The following is a 22,910-nucleotide window of genomic DNA, read 5'->3' on the forward strand; positions in this document are numbered from 1 at the left end:
GGCGGGGGCGCCGTCGTCGTGGCTCGGCGGGGGTGCGCCCCCACCGGCCGGGATCAGGCCTGCTCGGCCGCCTCGGCGCCCTCTGCCTCGGTCGCCTCGGCCTCAGCGTCGAGGGCCTCCTGGCCGCCCGGGGTCACGAACGCCGTGAGGTCCACGGCCTTGCCGTCGGTGTCGGTGACCTCGGCGTACTCGAGGACCTTGGCCAGGGCCTTGCGGCGGCGGACCTCGCCCATGATCATCGGGATCTGCCCGCCCTGGTCGAGCATCATGGCGAACTGGTTCGGGTCCATGCCGTACTCGGAGGAGGTGGCGATGATGTACTCGATCAGCTCACCCTGGTCGACCGTGACCTCCTCGGCCTCGGCGACCTCGTCCAGGATGATCTCGTTGGCGAACGCCTCGCGGGTGTTCTGCTCGAGCTCGGCACGGTGCTCGGCGGTGTCGTGGTCGTCGCCCGCGGTGTGGCCGCCGGCGGAGAAGTGCTGCTCGACCTGCTCGGCGATGACGCCGTCCGGCACCGGGACCTCGACGAGCTTGGCCAGCTCCTCGAGGACCTTGTCGCGGGCCTCGACGCCCTGGCGGCTCACGGCCTCCTCGGCGGCCTGCTTCTTCAGGTCCTCCTTGAGCTCGGCGATGGTGTCGAACTCGGAGGCCAGCTGAGCGAACTCGTCGTCGGCCTCGGGCAGCTCGCGCTCCTTGACGGCCGTCAGCTCCAGCTTGACCACGGCGGTCTCGCCGTCATGCTCGCCGCCGTTGAGCGTGGTCTCGAAGGTGGCGTCCTCGCCGGCGGACAGGCCGTCGAGGGCCTCGTCGATGCCCTCGAGCATGGTGCCGGCGCCCACCTGGTAGGACAGGCCCTCGGCCTGGTCGACCTGCTCGCCGTCGACCGTGGCGGTCAGGTTCATCGTGACGAAGTCGTCCTGGGCGGCCGGGCGGTCCACGTCCTTGAGGGAGCCGAAGCGCGAGCGCAGGGCGTCGAGGGCCTTCTGCTCGTCCTCCTCGGTGGCCTGGGCGGGCTCCACCGTCACCTTGAGGCCCTTGTAGTCGGGCAGCTCGATGGTCGGGCGCACGTCGAACTCGGCGGTGAAGACCACCGGGCCCTCGGCGTTCTCCGCGTCCGGGGTGGCGGTCACGTCGACCTCGGGGCGGGAGATCGGGGTGAGCTCAGCCTCGGCGATGGCGGCGGAGAACCAGGTGTTCAGACCCTCGTTGACGGCCTGGTCCACGACGACCTCGCGGCCGAAGCGCTGCTCGATCAGACGCGCCGGGATCTTGCCCTGGCGGAAGCCCGGGATCTGCACCTGGTTGGCGATGTCCTTGAACGCCTTGTCCAGGGCGGGCTTCACCTCCTCGAACGGCACCTCGACGGTCAGCTTGACGCGGGTCGGGCTGAGGTTCTCTGCGGTGGACTTGACCACGGATGACTCCTGTTGGTGGTGGTGGATGGTCTTGACGTCGAGTCGGGGTGACAGGATTTGAACCTGCGGCCTCACGCTCCCAAAGCGCGCGCTCTACCAAGCTGAGCTACACCCCGCCGTCGTCCCCGACGCCGGCGGGCTCACGCGGTGGAGGCTCGCCGGACACCCGAGGGACTGCCCGAGGGCAGACTGTGGAATCCTAGCGCGCCGTCTCGCGCCCCGCGAAAAGCCGCGACCGCCGGCCCGTGAAGCCGTCCATCGTGGCGTTGACCCCGAGGACGTCCATCGCGCGGTCGAAGACGGGCGCCGGCAGGGCGCGCAGGGGGGCGATCAGGCCGACGGCGCGGGGCAGCAGCAGACGGGTGCGGCCGGCCTCGACGGCTTCCAGCACCTCCTGCGCCACGTGGTGCGGATCCAACACGGGCAGCAGCCAGGGCACCCGGCTGCGCACGCCCGCGAACATCCCCGTGTCGACGTAGAAGGGGCAGACGGCCAGGGAGGTGACGCGGCTGCCGTCCTTGCGCAGCTCCGCGGCGAGGGACTCGGCGAAGCCGACCGCGGCGTGCTTGGTGGCGGAATAGTCCGTCTGACGTGCGACGCCGACCAACCCCGCGGCCGAGGCCACCGTGACCACGGCCCCGCGGTCCCGGGCCCGCATTCCGGGCAGGACCGCCCGGGTCAGCCAGTACGGCGCGAGTGCGTTCACCTCGAAGGTGCGGCGGATGCCCTCCTCCGTGGCGTCCTCGAGGGGCGCGCCTGTCACGACGCCCGCGTTGTTCACGGCGACGTCCACCTCTCCGGCGCCGGCGGCGGCGGCCTCGACGGTGGCCGCATCCGTCACGTCCACGCGCTCGGCCCGGGCGTCCGCGCCCTGAGACCGGATCTCGGCGGCGACGGCCTCAACCCCCTGCAGGTCGAGGTCCCAGACGACCACGCGGCCCGCGCCGCGGTGGGCTGCCCCCAGGGCGATCAGTCGGCCGATGCCGGACGCGCCGCCCGTCACGAGGACGGTCGCGCCGCGCAGAGACAGGGGATGACGGCCGGCGAGGGCGGACGCGGCCCTGCGGAGGGCGGGACGGGAGCCGTGCATCGTGCCTCTTCCCCCACGGCCGACGCGGGCCCGCCGTGATACGGTGTCAGCCGCTGGTCCGCGCCGAGCGCGGCCCCGCGGGGATGTAGCTCAATGGTAGAGCCCCAGTCTTCCAAACTGGCTACGCGGGTTCGATTCCCGTCATCCCCTCCGGACCTGATGAGCCGGGTCATCGTGTGCACACGATGGCCCGGCTCATGACTTTTTCGGGTGGGTCGTCGTCCGCGCCGGTTCCTTTACCGCTGTGCCGGCCCTCTGCAGGATGGACCCATGCAGAACACCGAGCAGACGCCTCGGGACGCGTCCACCGAGGCCGGTGGGAGGCCCTGGCGGCACCGCATCGTCGAGAACGACACACTGCGCATGACCGTCCTGTCCATGCTGGCAGCCGCCGTCGCGATCGGTTTGAGCACCCTGTTGATCGCCACTCCCCTCGGCGACGCGCTGGGCGTCGGCGCGGCCCGGCGCGCCTCCTGGATGACCGGACTGATGACGCTGTGCCTGATGTGGTCGATCTACTCCGCCCTGGACACGGTGGTGCTGTACCGGTGGCTCGGCCGCCGCGACTCAACAGACCTGCACGCGCTGCTGCGCACGCGCTCCCGCGGCCCGAAGGAGTCCGTCCATCCGGTCGGCTGGAGGGCCCTGACGCTGGGCGCGTCGAGCACGCTGGGCAACACCGTCACCTTCTCGGTGATGGCGATGCTCGTGGTGGTCATCTCGATGTGGATGCCCGAGGCCCGGTCCGTGCCCACCATGCGCTTGCTGGCCGTGGCCACGGTCCTCGCGTCCTGGGCGAGCATCGTCCTGGCCCAGGCGTTGCGCTACGCCCGGCTGGCGGCACAGCACGATCCGAAGAGGTCTCGGCCGGAGGGCGAGTCCCCCGCTCCCCCGATCCTCTTCCGAGGCTCCGACGCTCCGGTCTTCTCGGACTACGTGGCGCTGTCCCTGACGCTGTCCACCATGATGGGCGCCCAGGACGTCGTGTTCTCCGGCCGCGCCGCCCGCACGGCGGTCCGTGAGCACGCGCTGGTCGGATTCCTGTTCAACTCGATGATCATCGCAGCCCTGGCCTCGCTGCTGCTCACCGTCGCCTGATCGGGGCCTGCCACAGGCCTCTCAGCTCTGACAGGTGAGGCAGCGGTAGAGCTTCCGGGCCGCCATCTCCTCCACCACGATCGTCTCGCGCCCGCACACGAGGCAGGCCAGGCCCTGCCGCTGGTACACGTAGTTCGCGTGCTCGGGCCAGGCCGCTTCGGCGGGGATCCCCGGCCGGTGCTCCGGCCGCGTGGTGACGATCCGCCCGAGCCGCACGCCCTCCCGCATGAGCGCGGCGTTGTCCGCCCAGAGGAATGCCAGGTCCGGTGCAGAGACCTCCCGGGCCGGCCGCCACGGGTCGATGCCGGCGCGGAACAGGGCCTCGGCCCGGAAGATGTTGCCGATCCCGCTGACGGCCGCCTGGTCCATCAGCACGACGCCGATCGGCCGCCGTGTCCGCCGGGCGAGGTCGTAGAACGGCGCGGGATCGTCGTCGTTGAGCGGATCCGGGCCGAGACCGGCGACGACGTCGGCAGCCTCGGCCGGAGTGAGCGCACGGCAACGGCTCGCGCCGATCAGGTCGGCCCAGCCGTGCTCGGCGCGCAGTCGCAGCCGGACCGTGGAGGCCGGCGGCGGGGGCTGGACCCAGCCGTCGGGGTCGCGAGCGGGCTCGGCGGCCGGGGCGCCGTCGTCGTGGACCTCCCGCTCGCCGATCCGGCGGGGTGCGCCGATCGAGGACGCGGCCGCGAAGTCCTGATCCCCGCCGAAGGTCCACGCCCCGTACATGCCCAGGTGGACGTGGAGCACGTGGCCGCCGGAGACATCGGCGAAGAAGTGCTTGCCGTGGGCCCGGGCGCGCTTCAGGACCTGGCCGTCGAGCAGGGCGGCCCCCTCGGCGAAGCGGCCCTGCGGACTCGTGGCGCGGATCCGGCGTCCGCCGAAGACGTCGGTGAACTGGCGCGCGAGACGGTGGACGGAGTGGCCCTCAGGCACTCACATCAGCACCTCTCCGGTGGTCTCGTAGTGCGCGATCTTCGCGATGCGGCGCACGTGGCGCTCGTCCTGGGAGAACGGTTCGGTCAGGAAGGCCTCGATGAGCTCGGTGGCCTCCTCGAGCGAGTGCTGCCGACCGCCGACGGCCACGACGTTCGCGTCGTTGTGCTGGCGAGCCAGCCGCGCCGTGTCCAGGTTCCAGGCCAGGGCGGCGCGGACGCCGACCACCTTGTTGGCGGCGATCTGCTCGCCGTTGCCGGAGCCGCCCAGCACGATGCCGAGCGAGTCCAGTCCCTGCTCGCGGTCGGCGACGACGGCGCGGGCGGCGTTGATGCAGAAGCCCGGGTAGTCGTCCTGCGCGTCGTACTCGGTGGGTCCGTGGTCCACCATCTCGTAGCCGGCGGCGGTGAGGTGCTCCACCAGGTGGGCGGACAGCTCCATGCCGGCGTGGTCGGTGGCGATGTGGACGCGCATGCGCAGACTCCTCCAGAAGGACGACGGTCGGGTGGGGTCAGTCTACTGACGGCCCCACCCGACCCCCTGCCCCGGGGCGGGCCGGCTCAGATCAGCGCGACCGATCGCTCGGGCTCGCGCACCGGCATGGGCTCGGGCTCCCCGCTCGCCGAGGAGAGGAAGCCCTCCCCGGTGAAGTGGCCGTTGCGGGCGCGGAAGTCGTAGGCGTAGTCGGGCCAGATCAGCGTCAACTTGCCCGAACGGGGGTCGACGTACCAGGAGTGGCAGCCGCCGTCCACGAGCCACACCGAGGTGGCGGCCCGCTCCTGGAGACGGTCCACGTACTCCTCCTGGGCGAGTGTCTCGGGGACCATCGTCCTGATTCCCTCGTGCTCCACCCGGTCCAGGGCCTCCGAGATGTACGCGATCTGCGACTCGATGATGTAGACGATCGAGTTGTGCCCCAGCGAGGTGTTCGGCCCGTTGATGGCGAACAGATTCGGGAATCCCGCCACGGCCGTGGAGTCGAACGCCGCCATGCCGCTGCTCCAGTGATCGGCCAGGGAACGGCCCTCACCGTCGTGGACGCGCTCGGCGAACGGCGGCTGGGCCGCCTCGAAGCCGGTGCAGAGGACGACGACGTCGACCTCGTACCCGTGACCGCTCACGCCGAACAGCCGGCTCCCCTCGACGCGGTCCAGCGCGCTGTCCTCCAGGGTGACGTTGTCCCGGGCCATGGCCGGGTAGTAGTCGTTGGAGACGAGCACCCGCTTGCAGCCCGGCAGGTACCGCGGCGTGAGGCGCTCGCGGAGCTCGGGGTCGGAGACCGCGGCGGCCAGGTGCCCGAGGGCCTGGGCCCGGACCTGGTCCAGTGCGGCCGGCACACCGCGGCGCTGGGCATAGCTCGACTCGGCGAACCAGAAGATGTCGTCGCGCTCGCGCTGCATGGTGTGCGGGGCGCGCTCGAACATGCGCCGCACGGCCGCGGAATACGGCTTGACCACGCGCGGGGTGACCCACGCGGGGGTGCGCTGGAAGACGACGAGCTCGGCCGCCGTCGCCGCCAGCTCGGGGATGATTTGGATCGCGGAGGCGCCGGTGCCGACGACGGCGACACGCTTGCCCTTCAGGTCCACCGTGTGGTCCCAGCGGGCGGAATGGATGACCTCGCCCTCGAAGGCGTCGAGACCCGGGACGTCCGGCAGGCGGGGGTCGGCGAGGTGCCCGGTGCCCATGATGAGCCAGCGTGCTGTGTAGGTCCCGCGCGGGGTCCGCACCGTCCACCGCTCCGTCTCGGGGTCCCAGTGCGCTTCGAGCATGTCCGCCCCGAGACGCAGGTGCGGGGTGAGGCCCTCGTCCTCGGAGAAGCGCACGAGGTAGTCCTGGATCTCCGGGCCCGGCGTGTAGAAGCCCGACCACTGCGGGTTCGGGGCGAAGGAGAAGCTGTAGAGGTGGCTCGGGACATCGCATGCGGCGCCCGGGTAGGTGTTGTCCCTCCAGGTCCCGCCGACCTGCTGGGCGCGGTCCAGGATGAGGAAGTCCTCGCGGCCGCGACGCCGTAGCTGGGCGCCCATGCCGAGGCCGGCGAATCCGGAGCCGATGATGAGGATCTCGGCGGACTCGTCGCGCGGTGCGGGGCGCACGTCGGTGGTGGTGGTCGTGGTGGTGGTCATGGCTGGCCCCTCTCTCAGGCGTGGGTCTCGGGGATGATCGCGCCGGCCGGGTGGCGGTCGGGCTCGCGCAGGTGCAGGTCGACGATCTGCATGAGTTCGGCCGGGCGCTCGAGGAAGAAGGCGTGGCCGCTCGTCATGGTCGTCAGCCGCGCGTCGTCGATGATGCCGAGCAGCTCGTACTGGTGATGGGGCGGGACCATGACGTCCTCGGCACAGGAGACGATCAGTGTCCGCGCGGTGACGGCGGAGAGACGGTCGGCGACGTCCACGCGGGCATTCAGGTCCATCTGCCGAGCGGTGAACTCGTCCGCGGTCAGGGAGGCGAGTGCTCCGTCGAGCATGGCCGGGGTCAGGGAGCGCAGGGCCAGCGGGGACAGGCCGCAGAAGGCCGTGTAACGCGCCAGGGCATCAGGGCTCGTGTCATACAGGTGCCGCCAGACCTCGTTGCGCAGGCGCTGGTGGACATCCGTCGTCGCCCAGCCGGCCACGAGCACGAGGTTCTCCACGCGGCGACCGAGATCGGCGGCCAGCTGCCCGGCGACGACGGCGCCGAGCGAGTAGCCCAGCAGGTCGAAGGCGGCGTCGGAGCCGAGGAGCTCGTCGACGGCGGCCCGCACCTGGCCGACCAGCAGGTCGACGGTCAGGTCTGCGGCGGGGTCGGCCGTCGGCGCCCAGTCGACGGCGATGACGCGCGTCCGCGTGGCCATCATCGGGAACAGGTGGCCGAAGTGCGAGGCGGTCGTCCCGCCCGTGCCGTGGACCAGCACGAGAGGCCGGTCGAGCTCCCCGGGCGTCACCGAGTCGTGGCAGGTGACGGAAGCACCGTCCACGCTGACGGTGCGCGTGACGGTCGATGCGGTCAGTGGCATGGGGCTCCTCCTGGAAACCAATATGTGGACTATTGGACCCGACACCCGCGATGCGACGCACCCTACATGTCCCAGCATGGCGTGTTCATTTCTCATAATGCAAGCAGGGGCGGCAATCATTGAGTCCATCAGATGGAACTGGCTCCGACGCCGGAGCTGCGGCACGATGGACCGGTGACCCCTCTGACCCCACCCACCGGCGTCCTGCCCCGCGCCGCCCTCGTGATGCGCCTGCTGCACGAGGCCGGACCCGCCGGCCTGCGGCTGAGCCAGCTCGTCCAGCGGACGGGCCTGCCCCAGCCCACCGCCCATCGACTGCTGGCCGACCTGGCGGAGGAGGGTGCCGTGACCCGGCGCGGAGCCGCCTATGCACTCGGTGATCGGTGGGGCCCGGTCGGATTCGAACCGGTGACGCCGCGGTGCCTGATCGAACGCGAGGGCAGCCGGGCCGTGGTCCAGGCCGCCGCGGACGAGCTGGGGGACACGGTCTACCTGGCGGCACGGGTTGCGGGCGGAGTGGCCTACCTCCTGCGATGCGACGGCGACTCCCCTGTGCGCGTCTTCACCGTGGAGGTCGGCGAGGTCAAACGGCTTGCCGCCGGGTACGCCGGCATCGCGCTCCTGGCCTCCCTGCCGCCCGAGCGCCGGCGAGCGGAAGTGGACGCGGTCGTCGCCCGGCCTCCCCGCCGCTGGAACCTGACGGATGACGGGGCCCTGCACGACCTGCTGGACACCCTGCTGCGTCAGATGGACGAGCAGGGGTGGTGCGGCGGTGTGCCGGTCGTGCCCGGGGTGGCCGGAGTCGCCTGTGGCGTTCCGGCGCGGACGGGAGGCATCCCCCAGGTGTCCCTCACGGCCTCGGCGGCCGAGCAGCGGATGCCACCCGGACGCGTGCCCGAGGTGGCTGAGGTGCTGCGTGCGGCGGCGACCCGACTGGCCGAGATCGGGGGCTGAGCAGGTCGACCGGCCCGCCCCGAGACGCGCCGCTCACGACGCTCGGGCCAGGTGGCACACTGGGGAGCACCGTGCCATGGCCCCCATCACAGGCGCCCGGCCGTGCCGCATCCGCCCGACCCCAGGAGGAGTCCGACCGTGACCACCGCCGCCGCCATGAACATCACCCGCGAAGAGGCCGCCGCGCGCGCGGCCGCCCTCACCGTGGACGCGTACGAGGTGAGCCTGGACCTCACCCGCGGCGCAGAGCACTTCCACACGGCCACCACCGTGACGTTCGCGGCCACGCAGGACGCGGTGGGCACCCACACGTGGATCGACTTCGTGGCCGGGCAGGCTCCCACGGTGACCCTCAACGGCGAGGCGCTGGACGTGGCGGACTTCGACGGCGCCCGACTGCGGATCGGCCCGCTGGCGGCGCAGAACACCCTCGTGGTCGACGGGCTCGGGGACTACAGCAACACCGGCGAGGGCCTGCACCGGTTCGTGGACCCCGTGGACCAGGAGGTCTATCTCTACACCCAGTTCGAGGTGCCCGATTCCCGCCGCATGTTCGCGGTGTTCGAGCAGCCCGACCTCAAGGCCGCGTTCCGCTTCACCGTGACCGCGCCGGCACACTGGGCTGTGGTGTCCAACCAGCCGGAGGACTCCCGCCGCACCCTCGGCGTCGTGGCGAACGAGGAGAACCTGCAGGGCGTGGACGCCGCGGTCTGGGAGTTCACCCCCACCCCGCGCATCTCCTCCTACATCACCGCGCTCGTCGCCGGCCCGTACGCCTCCGTGCATTCGGAGCTGACCAGCGCGGACGGCCGCACGATCCCCCTCGGCGTCTACTGCCGCGCGTCACTGGTGGAGCACCTGGACGCGGAGAACGTCTTCGAGCTCACCCGCCAGGGCTTCGAGTTCTTCGAGGCCCAGTACGGCCACGCCTACCCGTTCGAGAAGTACGACCAGCTGTTCGTGCCCGAGTTCAACGCCGGCGCGATGGAGAACGCCGGCTGTGTGACCTTCCTCGAGTCGTACGTCTTCCGCGGGACCGTGCCGGAGGCGCTGATCGAGCGCCGCGCCATCACCATCCTCCACGAGCTGGCCCACATGTGGTTCGGCGACCTCGTGACCATGCGCTGGTGGAACGACCTGTGGCTCAACGAGTCCTTCGCCGAGTTCATGTCCACGCTCGCCGCCGCCGAGAACACGCAGTACACCAGCGCCTGGACCACCTTCTCCTCCATGGAGAAGAACTGGGCCTACCGCCAGGATCAGCTCTCGTCCACGCACCCCATCAAGGCCCGGATCCGCGACCTCGACGATGTGCTCGTCAACTTCGACGGCATCACCTACGCCAAGGGCGCCTCCGTGCTGCGCCAGCTCGTGGCCTGGGTGGGCCAGGAGAACTTCATGGCCGGCGTCCGCGCGTACATCGCCCAGCACGCGTGGGGCAACACCGAGCTGCCGGACCTCATGTCCGAGCTCGAGGCGGCTTCCGGCCGCGATCTGTCCGAGTGGACCCGCGTGTGGCTCGAGACCTCGGGCGTGAACACGCTGCGCACGGAGGTGGAGACGGATGAGGCCGGCACCATCACCGCGCTGCGCCTGCGCCAGAGCGCCCCGGACGGCTCGCCGTCGGCGCCTGGCGACGACGTGCTCCGCCCCCACCGCCTGGCTGTGGGCTTCTACGACGTGGACGAGGCCACCGGCCGCCTGACCCGCACCGAGCGCTTCGAACTCGACGTGGCCGGTGAGGTGACCGAGGTCGCCGAGGCCGTCGGCCGCCGTCGTCCCGCCGTGATCCTGCCCAACGACGACGACCTGGCCTACGCCAAGCTGCGCCTCGACGACGCCTCGTGGGAGGCCGCGTCCACCCGCCTGAAGGACGTGGACGGCTCGCTGGCGCGCACGCTGCTGTGGGGGGCGGCCTGGGACACCGTGCGCGACGGCGAGGCCTCCGCCGCCTGGTTCGTCGACCTCGTCCTGGCCAACGTCGGCCACGAGCGGGACTCGTCCGTGGTGCAGACGCTGCTGCGCCAGCTCGCGACGGCGATCGGCCTGTACCTGCCCGAGGACCAGGCCGAGGCCGTGCGGGTCGCGGCGGCCGACCGTCTGTGGGGCCTCGTCGCGGAGGCCGAGGACGGCTCGGACAACCAGCTGCAGTTCGTCAAGGCGTTCGCCCTGCACGCGCGCACCACGGCGCAGCTGGACCGCCTGGCGGCCCTCGTGGACGGCACCCGCACCGTGCCCGGGCTGGACCTCACCACGGACCTGCGCTGGGAGCTGCTCACTGCGCTGGTGGCGGCCGGCCGTGCCGGGGAGGCCGAGATCGCCGAGGCCGAGCGCGCCGACGCGACCGCCACGGGCGCGCTCGCCGCGATCCAGGCCCGGGCCGCCGTGCCGACGGCCGAGGCCAAGCGCGCGGCCTGGGACCGAGTGATGGCCGGCGAGCCGTCCAACACGGAGCAGCGCCAGGCCCTGATCGGGTTCGCGCGGGTCCACGACGCCGCGCTGATCGCGCCCTTCGCGGACTCCTATTTCGAAGGCGTCGAGGCGATGTGGGACTCCCGTTCTCACGAGATGGCCGAGACCGCCGCGACGCTGGGCTACCCGACCGCCCAGGTCACCCGGGAGATCGCCGACCGCGCCACCGCCCTGTCCGAGCGGCTGGCCGGCACCCGCGCGGGGCTGTCCCGCGTCCTCGCCGAGGGCCGGGACGAGACCGTCCGCGCCCTGGCCGCGCGCGAGCACGCGACGGCGCACGTGCATCAGGTCCACGCCGGGGCCTGAGCCGGACGGCGGCTGACGCCTCTGCCGGCGCTTGCGGGGCGGTGCTGCTGGTGGGTATTCCACGGAAGATGCCCTCCAGCACCTCCCCGGCCGCTGTCGGGGCGCGGGCTGGCTAGGTGTTGTGGGTCATGAGGTTCTTGCCACGAGGCGCCGGCTGAGATGAGACGAGTGGGCCCCGCCCCGCAGGATGGAAGTTCCTCAACAACCCACCTGCCCGAAAAGACCCACTCATGACTCACGCTAACGCACCCCTGACCCCGACTGGCCGACTCAGGATGGTCCACCGCCACCTGCACGACGGGATCCCGCAGGCACACGTGGCCGCCGAGTTCCGCGTCAGCCGGCCCACGGTGGCCACCTGGGTCGCCCGCTACCGCGCCCAGGGAGAAGCCGGCCTTCAGGACCTGCCCAGCCGGCCGCACCGTTCACCTGCCCAGCTCGATCCGGTCCTGGTCGCCCAGATCCACGCCCTGCGGCGGGAGCGCAAGTGGTCCGCACGGCGCATCCATCACCACCTCGTCTCCGAGGGCCACCAGCTGTGCCTGCGCACCGTGGGACGGTGGCTGCACCGGGCCGGGATCTCCCGCCTACGGGACCTGACCCCAGCCGGAGAAGACCTCCGCCGGCAGCCGGCCCGGAGGATCACCGCGAGAGGGCCAGGGCACATGGTGCACCTGGACGTGAAGAAGATCGGGCGCATCCCTGACGGGGGCGGCTGGCGTGCGCACGGACGGGACTCCGAGAACGCGCGAGCAGCCAAGCGCGGGCCTGGCCGACGGGTCGGCTACACCTACCTGCACTCGGCGATCGACGGGTTCACCCGCCTGGCCTACACCGAAGCCTTGCCCGATGAGCGGGCAGCTACGACCGTGAGCTTCTTCTGCCGGGCGCGGGCGTTCTTCGCCGCCCACGGCATCCGGATCGACAGGGTGATCACGGACAACGGCAACAACTACCGGGCCGTGGACTTCACCGCGAAGGTGGTCTCGCTCGGGGGCCGGCACCACCGGATCCGGCCCTACACGCCCCGCCATAACGGGAAGGTCGAACGCTACAACCGGCTGATGGTCGATGAGGTCCTCTACGCCCGCCCGTATACCTCAGAGACGGCCCGGCGTGAGGCGTTGGCAGTGTGGGTGAACCACTACAACTACCATCGGCCGCATACCTCCTGCGGAGATGCTCCACCGGCCTCGTTGGCCCCGGCCCGAGTCAACAACGTCATGACCTCTTACAGCTAGGCTGGAACCCATGAAGCACACCTTCTCCCTGCGCACCGAGTGGACGGGCGACCGCGGCTCGGGCACCTCCGGCGTCCGCGACTACGACCGCTCCGTGGTGATCCAGGACGCCGCTGTCGGCGAGATCCAGGCCTCGGCCGCCCGCCCCTTCCGCGGCGATGACTCGAAGTGGAACCCGGAGACCCTCCTGCTCGGCGCGCTCGCCGAGTGTCACGTGCTCTCGTACCTCCATGTCGCGGCGACCTCCGGGGTCGTGGTCACGGGGATGACGTGCGGGGTCGAGGGCGAGCTCGAGGTGGACGGCGACGGCGCCGGTCGGTTCACCGCGATCACGCTGCGGCCCGAGGTCACGCTGCAGGACGAGGCCGACCGGGAGCGGGCCGAGGCCCTCCACGCCGAGGCGCACCGGCTGTGCTTCATCGCGAACTCGCTCTCGGCCCCGGTCGCCGTCGAGCCGGCCCGCCCCGAGGCCCCGCCCACCGGCACGCCGACGCTGCCGGACCACTCCGCGCGCCTGGGCGCCCCCCTGGCGGTGCTGCGGCCGCGCGTCGCCAAGGGCCCGTCCCGTGTGACGGGCCTGGCGGAGCGGCCCACCGAGGTCGAGCCGGTGATGCACGAGGGCACCCCCGCCCCGGTGGACCAGGTGCGCGCCCGCGACGCCACGGCGGGCCCCGCCGGCGCGACCCCGGCAGCCCCGGCCGCGCCCGGTCAGGCCACCAGCTTCTACGACGCCGTCGGCGGCCGCCCGACGTTCGACCGGTTGACCGCCGAGTTCTACGCCCGCGTGCGTGAGGACGAGATCCTCGCCCCGATGTATCCGCAGGACGACTTCGAGGGCGCCCAGCGTCGGCTGCTCATGTTCCTGGAGCAGTACTGGGGCGGACCGCGGACGTACTCCGAGGAGCGCGGCCACCCCCGCCTGCGCATGCGCCACGCCCCGTACCGGATCGACCCGGCCGCGCGCGACGCATGGCTGCGGCACATGCGCGCCGCCGTCGACACGCTGGGCCTGTCCCCGCTGCACGAGGCCGAACTCTGGGACTATCTGGAGCGGGCCGCCCACTCCCTGCAGAACTCGGCCTGACCGGCCGCCCGGCTGCGATTTCGACGCGCCGGGCGCGGGCTCACACCGCCATGGCGGGGCGGCCCAGCACGAAGCCGCCGGGGGTGTCCAGGCGCGTCCACGGCCCCGCCGTGCTGAGCCGGGCGCGGCCGCCGGGCCGCAGGAAGCCCAGCGCGTGCGCGCCGAAGGCCATGCCGGCCGGGAACTGCAGCGCCTCGCCCCCGAGCAGGGGTCCCCACATCTGCGCCCGGACCCTGCGGACCAGCGCCTCCCCCGGGTTCTCGGGCAGGGCGTCCCGCACGGCGTCGGCGCCGCGCGTGGCCACCTCGGCCAGCTCCTCATCGGCGACCTCGGCCACGGGCGTCCAGCCGCCGCGGGGCGGGGTCAGCGCGGTCCAGGTGACGTGCTCGCGGCCCGGCGGCACGGCGAATGCCAGGTCGACGGGGTCCTGGCCGCGCATCCGCGCGGTGCGCTCGGTGACGGAGCCCAGGGCGACGACGGCGTCCAGGTCCGCCACGCCGTGGGCGGTCGCCAGGGGCACGGTGCGCAGCCCCAGGACGACGGGCACCCCGTCTCCGAGCCCGGCCGGCTGCAGCACGGAGACCCACTGGGCGAGCATCGGGGTGCGGGAGCGCCCCGCCTCAGGCACGACGTGCAAACGCATGCCCGTGTCGGCGACGCGCCGGGCGCGGCTGGCCAGCTGCTCGAGGTCCCGCACAGCGCGGTCGTCGACGAAGCGGAGGACGGGGGCGGCGGCGGGGTGCTCGGTCATGCAAGCATTGTCCCAGGTCCGTCGCGTCCCGGGCCGCCCCGCCGTCGCGGGTCCATCCATGTCGAAGGAGAGCCGTTCGTGCCGCAGCGCCATCCCCGTCCCCGCCCCGGTCACGCACCGGTCCGCCCGGCCTCGGCCCCGAAGGACCCCACCGAAACGCTGCGGGGGATCCTGGAGCTGACGCCGGCCGCGCCGGACCCGGTGACGGGTCAGGTCCGCTTCACGGGCACGACCCCCCGGCAGACGCACGGCCGGGTGTTCGGCGGCCAGGTGCTCGCCCAGGCGCTGGCGGCCGCCTCCCGCACGGTGCCGGCCGCCCGTTCCGCCCACTCGCTCCACGGCTACTTCATCCGCCCCGGGGACGCGCTGCAGCCCATCACGTTCACCGTCGAGACGCTGCGGGACGGCCGCTCCTTCTCCGTCCGCCGGGTGCTGGCCTCCCAGAACGAGAAGGCCATCCTCGCCCTGACCTGCTCCTTCCAGGAGCCCGCCGGCAGCGCGCTGGACCACCAGGTGGCCATGCCGGAGGGAGTGCCCCGGCCCGAGGACCTGCCCACGACGGCGGACGTGCTGGGCGCCATCAACCACCCCGTGGCCCAGGAGTGGGCCTGGTCCCGGCCGTTCGACATCCGCCATGTCACCCCGGCCATCTATGTGGAGCCGGCCGCGGAGACCGAGAACTGCAACATGGTGTGGATGAAGACCTTCACGCCCCTGGCGGACGACCCCGCGCTGCACCTGGCGGCGCTCACCTACGCCTCGGACTACACGCTCCTCGAGCCGATCCTGCGGCAGCACGGCGTCGCCTGGATCCAGCCCGGCATGTCCGTGGCCTCCCTCGACCACGCGATGTGGTTCCACCGGCCCGCCCGCGTCGACCAGTGGCTGCTCTACGTCCAGGACTCCCCCAGCGCCCAGGGCGCGCGCGGCCTCGGCACGGGCGCCGTGTTCACCGAGGACGGGACGCTCGTGGCCACGGTCGCCCAGGAGGGCATGATCCGCCTGCCCGAGGGGGCCGCCGCCCGGCGGGCACGGGCCCGGGGCGCGGCCCAGCGCATGGCCCTGCGGACGGTGCTGCGCCGCAGCTGGCGGCGCTGACCCGGCGGGTTCGCAGGGGGTGAGACTGCCGATCGGGCCCTGCCATGGGTGAGGCGGCTCGCCGTCCGCGCCGCGCGCACCGTTCGTCGTGGTCGACGTGGACCCCGCCCCGACACGACGACGGCCCGTCGCGATCACGTGATCGCGGCGGGCCGTCGTCGGCGCGGCGCCCGGGGGCGCGTCGGCTCAGTCGCGCGTGAGCTTGCGGTGCGTCATCCGGTGCGGGCGGGCGGCCTCGGGGCCGAGCCGATCGACCTTGTTGGCCTCGTAGGACTCGAAGTTGCCCTCGTACCAGTACCAGTTGGCCGGGTCCTCCGCGGTGCCCTCGTAGGCCAGCATGTGGGTGGCCACGCGGTCCAGGAACCAGCGGTCGTGCGAGACGACGACGGCGCAGCCCGGGAACTCGAGCAGCGCGTTCTCGAGGGAGGTCAGGGTCTCCACGTCGAGGTCGTTGGTGGGCTCGTCGAGGAGCAGCAGGTTGCCGCCCTCCTTGAGGGTCAGGGCCAGGTTCAGGCGGTTGCGCTCACCGCCGGAGAGCACGCCGGCCTTCTTCTGCTGGTCCGGGCCCTTGAAGCCGAACGCGGACACGTAGGCGCGCGAGGGCATCTCGACGTTGCCGACCTTGATGTAGTCCAGGCCGTCCGAGACGACCTCCCACAGCGACTTCTCGGGGTCGATGTTGGAGCGGGACTGGTCCACGTACGAGATCTTCACGGTCTCGCCGATCTTCAGCTCACCGCCGTCCAGGGGCTCGAGGCCGACGATGGTCTTGAACAGGGTGGTCTTGCCGACGCCGTTCGGGCCGATCACGCCGACGATGCCGTTGCGGGGCAGGGAGAAGGACAGGCCGTCGATGAGGACGCGGTCCCCGAAGCCCTTCTTCAGGTCCTTGGCCTCGATCACGACGGTGCCCAGCCGCGGGCCCGGCGGGATCTGGATCTCCTCGAAGTCCAGCTTGCGGGTCTTCTCGGCCTCGGCCGCCATCTCCTCGTAGCGGGCCAGGCGGGCCTTGGACTTCGCCTGACGGCCCTTCGTGTTGGAGCGGACCCAGTCGAGCTCCTCGGCCAGGCGCTTGGCGAGCTTGGCGTCCTTCTTGCCCTGCACCTCGAGGCGGGCACGCTTGGTCTCCAGGTAGGTGGAGTAGTTGCCCTCGTACGGGTAGAGGCGGCCGCGGTCGACCTCCGCGATCCACTCCGCGACGTGGTCGAGGAAGTACCGGTCGTGGGTGACGGCGATGACGGCGCCCGGGTAGGAGGCCAGGTGCTGCTCGAGCCACAGCACGGACTCGGCGTCCAGGTGGTTGGTGGGCTCGTCGAGCAGGAGCAGGTCGGGCTTCTCCAGCAGCAGCTTGCACAGTGCGACGCGCCGCTTCTCGCCGCCGGAGAGGTTCGTGACCGGCTCGTCCCCCGGGGGCGTGCGCAGGGCGTCCATCGCCTGCTCGAGCTGGGAGTCGATGTCCCACGCGTCCGCGGCGTCGATGGCGGACTGCAGCTCGCCCATCTCCTCCATGAGGGCGTCGAAGTCCGCGTCCGGGTTCGCCATCTCCTCGGAGATCTGGTTGTAGCGCTGGATCTTGCCGTAGATCTCGCCGACGCCCTCCTGGACGTTCTCGAGCACCGTCTTGGACTCGTCCAGCTTGGGCTCCTGCATCAGGATGCCCACCGAGTAGCCGGGAGAGAGCCGCGCCTCGCCGTTCGAGGGCTCGTCCAGCCCGGCCATGATCTTCAGGATCGTCGACTTGCCGGCGCCGTTGGGGCCGACCATGCCGATCTTCGCCCCGGGGTAGAACGACATGGTGACGTCGTCCAGGATCAGTTTGTCGCCCACCTTCTTGCGGGCCTTGACCATCGTGTAGATGAATTCCGCCATGCGGCCCAGGCTAGTCGGTGGCCGCGGGATTCCACTCATCGTGCCGATCCCGCGACCACCGAGCCCGCTCCCCCTCCGTGCTCCGTGCCGCCCCGTGGTCAGGCGACGCCGGCCGCCGCCGGCTCGCGCCCGGGGGCGCCCGCGTCCGACTCGTCCGGGCCGGGCGAGGCCGGGGCGTCGCCACCCTGGAACCCGTCCGGCAGGCCCGCGCTGAACCCGTCGCCGACCGCGCCGGCCCGCCCGCCCGACGCGTCGTCGTCGCGCGGGGCCGACTCGGGGCGCGGCACGGCCGCGCGCTGGCTGCGCTGGAACGCCGCCGAGCCGAAGCCCAGGTCCAGCCCGACGGCGTCCGCCACCACGTCCACGGACGTGCCGGAGCGCTCGCCCGAGGACCAGTCGCGGACCCGGAGTCGACCGGTGACGATCACGGGGTTGCCCTTCTTCACGGACTGGGCGGTGTTCGAGCCGAGCTGGCCGAACGCCGAGATGCTGTACCAGTTGGTGTGGGCGTCCACCCACTCAGCGGTCTCGCGGTCGAAGCGCCGCTCGGTGGTGGCCAGGCGGAAGCCGGTCACGGCGGCCCCCGATGCGGTGTGGCGGGTGGCGGGGTCCGTGGCCACGAAGCCGCGCACGGTGATGAGGTCCTGCATGGTGTGCCTCCTGGGCTGGGCCCCGGTGGGCGCCGGGGCGGGTCGTCGGCGCATCGGCTGATCCGCCATGGCCAGACAACCCCACCGCGGGGCACCCCGGCAGGATCGGGGCCGGTCTGGGGACGCGCGGAGGTCCCCGGGCGACTGTGCAGGAGCCGACGGCGCCGCGGCCGGCGGCCGTTAGACTGACACGGCCCAGCCCCAGTAGCTCAGCTGGACAGAGCAGCGGCCTTCTAATCCGCCGGTCGGGGGTTCGAATCCCTCCTGGGGCACCCAGACCAGGGGCGGAGCCGTCCGAGCACGCCCGACGACCGCCCGAAGGAGACCGTCCTGGACCGTCTGCGCTCCTGGCTCCGCGCCCCGCGACCCGCCGTCCCCGAGGTCCGTGTGACCCGTCGCGAGGGCGTCCAGCTGGCCGCCCTGCTCGTCGCGGCCGCGGCCCTGTACGTGACGCACTCCTTCCTCCGGTACGCCACCTACGAGGCCAAGGGCTACGACCTGGGCATCTTCGACCAGGTGGTGCGGCAGTACGCGCTGTTCAACGCCCCCCTCAGCTCCGTCAAGGGCGTGGACTTCCACATCCTCGGCGACCACTTCCACCCGATCCTCGCGCTGCTGGCGCCCTTCTACTGGGTATGGCCGGACCCCCGCATGCTCGGCGTGGTCATGGCGCTGGCCCTCGCCGCGTCCGCCGTGCCGGTGTACCTGTTCGCCCGTCGTCGCGCGGGACACGGGGTGGCCCTGGCCGCCGTCGCCGCCCTGCTGCTCTCCTGGCCCTTCCAGGCGATGGTGAACTGGGACTTCCACGAGGTCACCCTCGGCGTGCCGATCCTCGCCTGGCTCGTGTGGGCCCTGGACGGGCAGCGGGCGTGGCTCGCCACCGGCCTGGCGGCGCTGCTGCTCACGGTCCGAGAGGACATGGGCGTGACCCTGCTGGCCGTGGCCCTGGTGATGGCGATCCGTCGCTTCTGGCCGCAGGCCGCGGTCACCGCCGTGCTGGGCGTGCTCGGCTACTGGTTCGCCACGTCCGTGGTGATCCCCCACTACTCCCCCACCGGCGCGTTCGGCTACTGGCAGTTCACCGCCCTGGGCCCGGACATGCGCAGTTCGGTCCTGTTCCTGCTGACCCAGCCGTGGAACGCCGTCGCGGTGCTGTTCGACCACCCGCTGAAGGTGGCCCTCTGGCTCCTGCACTTCGTCCCGCTGCTGTTCCTGCCGGTCCTGAGCCCGCTCACGCTGATGGCCCTGCCGATCCTGCTCTCGCGGCTGTTCAACGACCGCCTCAACGTGTGGGCCCCCGTGTACCAGTACGACGCGATCCTCGCCCCGCTGCTGCTCATGGCCGCGCTCGAGGCGGCCCACCGGCTGGCCGGACGCCGGGACACGCTGCGCCGGCTGCCCGCCGTCCTCGTCTCCGCGGCACTGGCCGCCGGTCTGATCGGCACCGCGTTCTTCCCGCAGGTGTACCCGCTGCACCGCACGATCGCCGGCGACATGACGATGACGCAGCACGCCCGCGACCTCGACCACGCGGTCGGGCTGATCCCGGACGGGGTGTGCGTCGAGGCCGCCGACAACGCCGTGCCGCACCTGACGGCCCGCACCCACGTCGGGCTGCACGGGGACATCGGCGACGAGCTGGCCACGTGGATGATCGTGGACACCTCGGTGCCCGAGCTCGGCGGCTGGGACCCCCTCACCCCGGGGCAGGCGCTGGCCCGCGCCGAGCGGCTCGGCTTCGAGCGGGTCTGGTCCGCGGGCGACGTCGTCGTCCTGCACCACCCGGACCGCGCGGTCTCGCCCACCTGCACGACGTACCTCGAGCACCGCTGAGCGGAACCCCACGGCGCCGGCGGACCCGCTCCGCCGTCAGCGGCCCGCGGACTCGCCGAGTGGCTGCAGGCCGAGTCCGGCCGGGGGCAGGAGCAGTCGGTCACGGGCACCGGTGAAGACGCCGGCGTGCGGGTCCTCGGCCACCCCCGGGGCGATCTCGGGGGCCCCCTGGTCGAGTGCGGTGCGGCGCACCGGGTCGCGGACGGGGTCCAGGATGTCCTTGACCACCGTGGTCATGAGCCACACGAGGGCGACGATGTGCGCCACGATCCCCGAGGCATACCAGGCGGTGATCCACCAGGCGCCGCCGGCGAACGCCCCGTCGGAGGTGATGCGCGCCGACTCCATCCACACCCCGCCCCAGTGGTAGACCTCCACGGCCTGCCAGATCCAGAACGCGCGCCACCGCGGCGTCGCGAGGACCACGAGCGGGATCAGCCACATCACGAACTGCGGCGAGTACACCTTCCCCCACAGGATGAAGGACGCCACGATCAGGAAGCACAGCTGGGCCATGCGCGGACGGTGCCGCGCCGCGAGGGCGAGGTAGGCGATCCCCACGCAGCACACCAGGAACAGGCCGTTCTGAAGCGTCGTGAACGTCTCCCCGGACCATCCTGTCCAGGCCAGCGCCAGCCAGGTCGAGGAGAAGGAGACCGCGCGGTCCCCCGAGAACGTGTAGAAGCGCGACCACTGGTCGAACGCCGTCAGCATGAACGGGAGGTTCACCGCGAGCCAGGCCGCGGCCCCGGCCAGGGCCGCCTTCACGAACCCGGCCCAGCGGCCCGTGCGCAGCGCCAGCACGAAGATCGCGCCGAAGAAGAACAGCGGGTAGAGCTTCGTGGCGGTGCCGAGCCCGATGAGCAGGCCGGCGAGGGTCGGACGGCCCGCCGTCCACGCCCACAGGGCCAGGGCGGCCAGCATCACGGCCCACAGGTCCCAGTTGAGCATCGAGGTCAGGATGATCCCCGGGGCCAGGGCCACGAGCAGGGCGTCCCGGGAGCGACCGCGCGCGGTGTACGCGGTCGCGACGACCAGCACGATCCAGCACAGCACCACGCCGATCGCGTTCACGTCGAAGTAGGTCACGGTGCGCTCGTGCAGGTCGCCGGAGGCGGGCACGAGCCACATGGTCACACCCGCGACCACGGCCAGCAACGCCGGGTACTCCATCCACTGCTCGGGCGGCAGCGGCGTGTAGAAGGGGAAGTGGCCGTCCGAGAGGCCCCGCGTGGGGAACAGCTGGGCGAAGTCCGAATAGCACATGTGCGCGTGCACGCCGGGGGCCGCCCAGCCGTTCACGCGGCACCACTGCTTGGTCAGCACGCCGACGGCGGCGGCCACCACGGTCAGGCCGACGAGCAGGCCGACCCAGCGGCCGCTCGGACGGGACGGGGCGGGACTGCGGGGGTGGGAGGTCACGGTCTCTCCTGGGGGATGCGGGTGGACGAGGAGGCGGGGTGCGCGGCGGTCGACGGCGGCCCGTCGGGCGGCGCGTCCGGCGGCACGCCCGCCTCCGGAGGCGTCGGCGACGCCGCCGCGGCCCGCGGCTCGACCACCTCCAGGGGAGGACGCCGCCGCCCGGGGAACAGGGGCGCGGTGACGGGATCGCGGTGGATGATCCATCCGATCCCCGCGAGCATCAGGACCAGGGTGAACACGCGGACGGCCAGGACCGGCAGCCACTGCGCCACGGAGAGCTGGTCCACCACGCCGACGCCGGTGAGCAACAGGACCGCGAGCGCGGTGACCCACCCGAGCCAGCGGGGATGGTCGGCGCCCCACGGCAGCGGGCGGAGGGCGCACGCCAGCAGCGGCAGGACCCAGAGCAGGTACCACGGCTGGACGATCGGGGCGGTGGCGACGGCCACCACGAGCACGGCCGCCGCGCTGAACACCGGGTCCAGGGGCCGGCGGCGCAGGGCCAGCCAGGCCGTGAAGCCGAGGGCCGACACCGTCATCGCGGTGTAGAAGGCCGCGGCCACGTCGCGCGCCCCCAGGGGCGTCACGGCTTCGACGACCGCGCCGAGCAGCAGGCCGAGCAGGCCCACGGGGGCATACGGGAACGCCGCGTCCCCGCTCGTGAGCATGGCCGGGACCCAGCCGAACCAGAGGCCGGAGCCGGCGCCGAGGATCGTGAGGACGGCCAGGGAGATCACCGCCGTCGTGAACCACGGGCCGAGCCGGTCCCGCCGGCGCAGGCGCGGATCGGCCGCGCGGAACCGGGCCCAGCCGGTGGGCAGGAGCAGGGCCACGAAGGGCAGCACCAAAGCTGTCAGGGGCTTGATCGCAACGGACAGGGCGATCAGCACGATCCCCCACAGCGCATGCACGCGGCGGCGGGGCGGGCGGACCATGAGCAGGATGCCCGCGAGCATCAGCCCCGACATCAGCGCGTCGTTGTGGGCGCCGGCGATCATGTAGAGCAGGAACAGTGGGTTCGCCACGGCCACCCACGTGGCCCACACCCCGCATCGGCCCGCGACGGCGGCCAGCCGCGGCACCGCCCACAGGCACAGCGCCAGGCCCGCGAGCGCCAGGAGCCGGAACGCCGTGACGGAGAGCTCGATGTTGCCGCCCGTGGCCCGCCACGTCGTCTCGGCGAACAGCAGGAACAGCGGCCCGTAGGGGGACGGGGACTCGGCCCAGATGGAGTCCGCTCCCTGCATGAACCAGCCGGGCAGGGCGGACACGCCCTGGGAATACGGGTCGAGACCCGACGCGAGGAGCCGGCCCTGCTGGAGGTAGGAGAACACATCGCGGGAGAAGATCGGCAGCGCGAGCATCAGCGGGGCGGACCACCACCAGGCGGCCCGGGCCACCAGGCGGCCGTGCTCCTCCCAGCGGCCCCGCAGCGCGCGCCCCAGCTCGAGCCAGGATCGGACGAGGAGCAGCGAGCCGGCGGCCAGCAGCACGGTGCTGAGCAGCACGCCGGGAAGGTAGACCCGCAGCGGGTTGAGCAGGGTGGTGCCGGAGAACACCGAGTCGGGCGTCATCGGCAGCCACCCCACGCCCCAGGAGCCCACCGTGATGAGCACGGACGCCCACGTGCCCCGGCGGACGGCCGCCTCCGGCTCGGGCTGCGCCGTCACGCGGCTCGGACGGGGCCCTCGGGCGC

The 22,910-nt window shown here is 72.4% G+C and carries 18 protein-coding genes, 3 tRNA genes and 1 pseudogene; 10 read left to right on the forward strand and 12 right to left on the reverse strand.

From position 1 onward, the window contains the following. Positions 1–53: 53 nt before the first annotated feature. From tig to MF605_RS08280, 3 genes are all read right to left on the reverse strand, one after another. Complete coding sequence (gene tig, locus MF605_RS08270; protein WP_134417050.1) at positions 54–1,418, reverse strand: trigger factor; 1,365 nt, start codon at positions 1,416–1,418, stop codon at positions 54–56. Positions 1,419–1,460: 42 nt separating this feature from the next. Then, positions 1,461–1,534: transfer RNA gene (locus MF605_RS08275), tRNA-Pro, on the reverse strand. 83 nt (positions 1,535–1,617) lie between these two features. Then, entirely contained in the window at positions 1,618–2,508 is an 891-nt protein-coding gene (locus MF605_RS08280) for an SDR family NAD(P)-dependent oxidoreductase (protein ID WP_134417051.1), read from the reverse strand. Positions 2,509–2,587: 79 nt separating this feature from the next. Between MF605_RS08280 and MF605_RS08285 the strand changes: the two genes are divergently transcribed. Together MF605_RS08285 and MF605_RS08290 are read left to right on the forward strand one after the other, a co-directional pair. After that, a tRNA-Gly gene (locus MF605_RS08285) sits at positions 2,588–2,658 on the forward strand. A gap of 120 nt (positions 2,659–2,778) precedes the next feature. Next, entirely contained in the window at positions 2,779–3,606 is an 828-nt protein-coding gene (locus MF605_RS08290) for a DUF1345 domain-containing protein (protein ID WP_134417052.1), read from the forward strand. A 21-nt stretch (positions 3,607–3,627) separates the two neighbouring features. Here MF605_RS08290 and MF605_RS08295 read toward each other — a convergent pair whose 3' ends face one another. From MF605_RS08295 to MF605_RS08310, 4 genes are all read right to left on the reverse strand, one after another. Beyond that, positions 3,628–4,539 carry an Fpg/Nei family DNA glycosylase gene (locus MF605_RS08295; RefSeq protein ID WP_095346842.1) on the reverse strand — a complete coding sequence of 304 codons (912 nt, stop codon included), beginning with the start codon at positions 4,537–4,539 and terminating at the stop codon, positions 3,628–3,630. Further along, positions 4,540–5,013: a ribose-5-phosphate isomerase gene (locus MF605_RS08300; protein ID WP_036316866.1), complete on the reverse strand. Its 474-nt coding sequence runs from the start codon at positions 5,011–5,013 to the stop codon at positions 4,540–4,542. A gap of 86 nt (positions 5,014–5,099) precedes the next feature. After that, positions 5,100–6,665 (reverse strand): flavin-containing monooxygenase, encoded by a 1,566-nt coding sequence (locus MF605_RS08305; RefSeq protein ID WP_134417053.1) that lies wholly within the window; start codon positions 6,663–6,665, stop codon positions 5,100–5,102. A gap of 14 nt (positions 6,666–6,679) precedes the next feature. Then, positions 6,680–7,534, reverse strand: a complete 855-nt coding sequence (locus MF605_RS08310) for an alpha/beta fold hydrolase (RefSeq protein ID WP_159228113.1) — start codon at positions 7,532–7,534, stop codon at positions 6,680–6,682. A gap of 174 nt (positions 7,535–7,708) precedes the next feature. Here MF605_RS08310 and MF605_RS08315 point away from each other — a divergent pair, with 174 nt between their 5' ends. From MF605_RS08315 to MF605_RS08335, 5 genes and pseudogenes are all read left to right on the forward strand, one after another. Further along, a complete protein-coding gene (locus tag MF605_RS08315; RefSeq protein WP_159228114.1) occupies positions 7,709–8,488 on the forward strand; it encodes an IclR family transcriptional regulator in 780 nt (259 codons plus the stop codon). A gap of 156 nt (positions 8,489–8,644) precedes the next feature. Further along, positions 8,645–11,266 (forward strand): aminopeptidase N, encoded by a 2,622-nt coding sequence (gene pepN, locus MF605_RS08320; RefSeq protein WP_205810576.1) that lies wholly within the window; start codon positions 8,645–8,647, stop codon positions 11,264–11,266. Between the two features lie 230 nt (positions 11,267–11,496). Then, a complete protein-coding gene (locus MF605_RS08325; RefSeq protein WP_134417056.1) occupies positions 11,497–12,507 on the forward strand; it encodes an IS481 family transposase in 1,011 nt (336 codons plus the stop codon). Positions 12,508–12,517: 10 nt separating this feature from the next. Beyond that, positions 12,518–12,949: pseudogene (locus MF605_RS08330) on the forward strand (OsmC family protein); the annotation flags it as partial. A 168-nt stretch (positions 12,950–13,117) separates the two neighbouring features. After that, complete coding sequence (locus MF605_RS08335; protein WP_167754995.1) at positions 13,118–13,591, forward strand: globin; 474 nt, start codon at positions 13,118–13,120, stop codon at positions 13,589–13,591. 40 nt (positions 13,592–13,631) lie between these two features. Here MF605_RS08335 and MF605_RS08340 read toward each other — a convergent pair whose 3' ends face one another. Further along, on the reverse strand, positions 13,632–14,342 hold the full coding sequence (locus MF605_RS08340; protein WP_036341633.1) for a DUF8185 domain-containing protein: 711 nt from the start codon (positions 14,340–14,342) through the stop codon (positions 13,632–13,634). A gap of 78 nt (positions 14,343–14,420) precedes the next feature. Between MF605_RS08340 and MF605_RS08345 the strand changes: the two genes are divergently transcribed. After that, positions 14,421–15,440, forward strand: coding sequence for an acyl-CoA thioesterase (locus MF605_RS08345; RefSeq protein ID WP_036341631.1), 1,020 nt, complete (start codon positions 14,421–14,423; stop codon positions 15,438–15,440). A gap of 186 nt (positions 15,441–15,626) precedes the next feature. Here MF605_RS08345 and ettA read toward each other — a convergent pair whose 3' ends face one another. After that, a complete protein-coding gene (gene ettA, locus MF605_RS08350; RefSeq protein WP_036341629.1) occupies positions 15,627–17,309 on the reverse strand; it encodes an energy-dependent translational throttle protein EttA in 1,683 nt (560 codons plus the stop codon). A 98-nt stretch (positions 17,310–17,407) separates the two neighbouring features. Further along, positions 17,408–17,959: a single-stranded DNA-binding protein gene (locus MF605_RS08355; protein WP_036381125.1), complete on the reverse strand. Its 552-nt coding sequence runs from the start codon at positions 17,957–17,959 to the stop codon at positions 17,408–17,410. A 198-nt stretch (positions 17,960–18,157) separates the two neighbouring features. Here MF605_RS08355 and MF605_RS08360 point away from each other — a divergent pair. Further along, positions 18,158–18,231: transfer RNA gene (locus tag MF605_RS08360), tRNA-Arg, on the forward strand. Between the two features lie 115 nt (positions 18,232–18,346). Then, entirely contained in the window at positions 18,347–19,792 is a 1,446-nt protein-coding gene (locus MF605_RS08365) for a DUF2079 domain-containing protein (RefSeq protein ID WP_134417057.1), read from the forward strand. 36 nt (positions 19,793–19,828) lie between these two features. On the opposite strand, the gene MF605_RS08370 is transcribed toward MF605_RS08365, so the two are convergent. After that, positions 19,829–21,214 (reverse strand): glycosyltransferase family 87 protein, encoded by a 1,386-nt coding sequence (locus MF605_RS08370; protein WP_036316843.1) that lies wholly within the window; start codon positions 21,212–21,214, stop codon positions 19,829–19,831. After that, the gene (gene mptB, locus MF605_RS08375) at positions 21,211–22,884 is read right to left on the reverse strand and encodes a polyprenol phosphomannose-dependent alpha 1,6 mannosyltransferase MptB (protein WP_230297487.1); all 1,674 of its coding nucleotides are present in this window, start codon (positions 22,882–22,884) and stop codon (positions 21,211–21,213) included. Before mptB ends, MF605_RS08370 begins: the two co-directional genes overlap by 4 nt. Positions 22,885–22,910 lie beyond the last annotated feature (26 nt).

It is taken from the genome of Micrococcus luteus (genome assembly GCF_022664405.1).
GTDB classification, from domain to species: Bacteria; Actinomycetota; Actinomycetes; order Actinomycetales; family Micrococcaceae; genus Micrococcus; species Micrococcus luteus.